This window comes from uncultured Actinomyces sp. (genome assembly GCF_963526355.1).
Classification (GTDB): domain Bacteria; phylum Actinomycetota; class Actinomycetes; order Actinomycetales; family Actinomycetaceae; genus Actinomyces.
Window position 1 is genome coordinate 1 of sequence record NZ_CAUROW010000169.1, and the last position, 2960, is coordinate 2960.

At 67.1% G+C, this 2960-nt stretch carries 4 protein-coding genes; 2 read left to right on the plus strand and 2 right to left on the minus strand.

Annotation, left to right across the window (positions count from 1 at the left end; genetic code table 11):
* The coding region (locus RWR81_RS13290; protein WP_314458185.1) for an SWIM zinc finger family protein at positions 1 to 340 on the minus strand (340 nt) is incomplete at its 3' end.
* Between the two features lie 210 nt (positions 341 to 550).
* On the opposite strand from RWR81_RS13290, the gene RWR81_RS13295 reads away from it, so the two are divergent.
* A complete protein-coding gene (locus RWR81_RS13295) occupies positions 551 to 1219 on the plus strand; it encodes a GPP34 family phosphoprotein (RefSeq protein WP_314458186.1) in 669 nt (222 codons plus the stop codon).
* A gap of 223 nt (positions 1220 to 1442) precedes the next feature.
* Here RWR81_RS13295 and RWR81_RS13300 read toward each other — a convergent pair whose 3' ends face one another.
* Positions 1443 to 2090 (minus strand): TetR/AcrR family transcriptional regulator, encoded by a 648-nt coding sequence (locus RWR81_RS13300; protein ID WP_314458187.1) that lies wholly within the window; start codon positions 2088 to 2090, stop codon positions 1443 to 1445.
* A gap of 67 nt (positions 2091 to 2157) precedes the next feature.
* On the opposite strand from RWR81_RS13300, the gene RWR81_RS13305 reads away from it, so the two are divergent.
* The coding region (locus RWR81_RS13305) for an NAD-dependent epimerase/dehydratase family protein (protein WP_314458188.1) at positions 2158 to 2960 on the plus strand (803 nt) is incomplete at its 3' end.

The following is a 2960-nucleotide window of genomic DNA, read 5'->3' on the forward strand; positions in this document are numbered from 1 at the left end:
CGGCGTCGGGCTCCTCCTGCGCCAGGGAACGCGCCGTGATGAGCAGGGCGGCCACATGCTTGCAGTTGGTGCCCACCGGGCACGAGCAGTTGCCGACCCAAGCCTCCGGGCTCCTCCGGCCGTGCGGCTCGCGGAAGACCATGGTCTGATAGATACGGGTGCCCGAGCCCTTGGACTGGGCACTGATGATGTCCCCGTCCCCGGCGACACCGATGCCCCGCACCCGGCCCTTGTGCGCGTAGTCCAGACCGCGCTGGAAGGCCCCGCGGCCGACCCGACTGATGATCTGGTCATCAGTGAGCCTCACCGGCCAGTCGTCATGCCGAATCGCGCGCGCCATGCCCCCAGGTTACGAGGCGGGTACGACACGATCACGAGCGTGAACGCGCGGGCCGAACGCCCAACGCGAAAGCGTCCGGCCTTACACCTCGGAGGAAGAGCTTGGTACCGAGGTTCGCACGTCTCCCCCTCAGGGAGGACCTGGACCGGATCAGGATCTCAGACCTGCGAGGGATCTCAAATATGTCACGGTAGGATGTACTGGATAACTATGAATACGATGCTGATTTGCGAAGAATTGTTCCTACTGCTGACCAAGGACTCCGGAAAGCCCGAGAGCCGCATGTCCTTCCCGGTCTACGGACTCACCGGCGCACTGCTCACCGACCTGCTGCTGACCGGTCGCGTCTGCCTGACCGAGGAGCACAGGCCCCACGTCTACATCGTCAATCCCGCACCCACCGGGCACCCCGTGCTGGACCGGGCGCTGGAGATCCTGCCCGCCAAGGACGGAAAGAGCTTCTCCTCCCTGGTCTCCTGGAGCAAGCTCAACCCCACGCACCACATCGCCGAGTCCCTGGAGGCATCCGGGATCATCCGGATCCATACCGGCGGGCTGTTCGGCTCTCTCAGCCCCACCTACCCCACGCTCGATCCGATCCCCGAGCAGCAGCTGCGCGAACGCATCAAAGGCGCCCTGCGCGGAACGCAACCTCCCACCGGCTCCGATGTCGCCCTGCTGTCGATCCTGCAGGCGCTCCACGTCGCGCCAATAGTTCTGCCGTCCCAGGAGACCGGGCTCAGCCGCGGCGAACTCAAGCGGACGATCAAGGAGATGTCGGCGACGAGCCCCGTGGGCCGTGCGGTTCAGCGGGCCGTGGACGCCACGACGGCGGCCATCATCGCGGCCACGAGTGCAGCAGCAGTCGCTACCAACTGATAGGGCCCGCCACTGCCCGCCTCACTGCCTGCCTCCGCCATTACGGCCGGTCGGGCCCGGCAACCCATTCACGGCCCGGGACATTCTGTGCAGCCGGGGACGAAGTTCTCCCGGCGGGGACCTTCGACGCGTACGGGTACGGTTTTCCTGTCCCCGTACGCGCGACACGCCCCCGCCGACGGAAGGGCACCACGACACCCCCTCAGCAGCACGCCAAACCGCATCATCCGCAACCGAGAGCCCGCAACAGCAGGTCCTGCTCGACATCGGACAACGGCTCGACCCCCGCGCCTCCGGCCGCAAAGGCGATCCCGGCGAGAACCGCCCCCAGGACCAGGCGGGCTCCGGCATGGGGATCCAGGTCGAAGGCGCCCTCACCGCGTGTCCGAGCCCGATCCCGGATCTGCTCCAGGTGGGAGCGAGTGGCGGCGAGGAGCTCCCCGAGGAGCAGTTCCTTGAGCTCCGGATCCCGTGGCAGCTCACCTAGAAGAGACAGCACCGCCTGACCTGTGGCCCCTGACAGCGCCCGGTTCTTGTGGGCGATGAAGGCCTGCAGGTCCCCTCGCAGCGAGCCGGTGTCGACACCCTCGACCGCGGCAAAGCCGGAATCCACGGCCTCGTCGGCCGCGCCGGTCTCGATCATGCGCCGGGTCGAGGCCAGGACGAGCTCGCGCTTGGTGGGCCACCGACGGTAGAGGGTGGCGGTGGAGACGCCCGCGCGCCGGGCCACGGCCGCCGTCGTCAGCGCGGCGTAACCGTTCTCGGCCAGGAGGTCGCGCACGGCCAGCATGATCGCCGGCCCCAGAGCGGCGTCAACCGGCCGCCCCGGGGTGCGCTTGGTCCTCGGTCCTCGTGAAGCCGCTTCGGTCATGACGAGATCGTACCGACTAATAGTGAAACTAATTGACTTCGTTTCTCTAGGTTGTCATGCTACTGCTATGCGACCCCCGGAAACACACTCCACTGACGACTTCGACTCCACCATCGATCTGAGCGGCATCCCGGTCGACACCAGCAGCCCCGTCATGGTCACCGGCGCCACCGGCTACCTGGGCAGCTGGGTCACCAAGGGCCTGCTCGACGCCGGCGTCACCGTCCATGCCACCGTGCGCGACCCTCAGAACACGAGCAAGGTGGCCCACCTGAACCGCATCGCCGAGCAGGCCCCGGGCACTATGCGCCTCTTCGCCGGCGATCTGCTCCAGCCCGACTCCTACGACCAAGCCATGGAAGGCTGCACAGTCGTCATCCACACGGCCTCGCCGTTCATTCGCGCAGTCGACGATCCCCAACGAGACCTTGTCGCCCCAGCACTGCACGGAACCCGCAACGTGCTGGCCGGGATCGGGCGCACACCGTCAGTCACACGAGTGGTCCTCACCAGCTCAGTCGCCGCCATGTACGGCGATGCCGCGGATATCGAGGGCTACCCCGGGCGAATCCTGACCGAGACCTGCTGGAACACCACTTCCTCCCTGTCCCACGAGCCCTACCCCTACTCCAAGACCCTTGCGGAGAAGGAGGCGTGGCGACTGGCCTCAAAGCAGGATCGGTGGAGGCTGGTGACCATCAACCCGGCCATGATCCTCGGCCCCTCACTGAACAGCGCCCCCACCAGCGAGAGCTTCTCCACGATCCGAATGATGATCGACGGCACCGCTCGCCTCGGGGCGCCACGCGTGGGCATCAGCGTCGTCGACGTCCGCGAGGTGGCCCAGGCGCATATCGCCGCCGCCTTCCT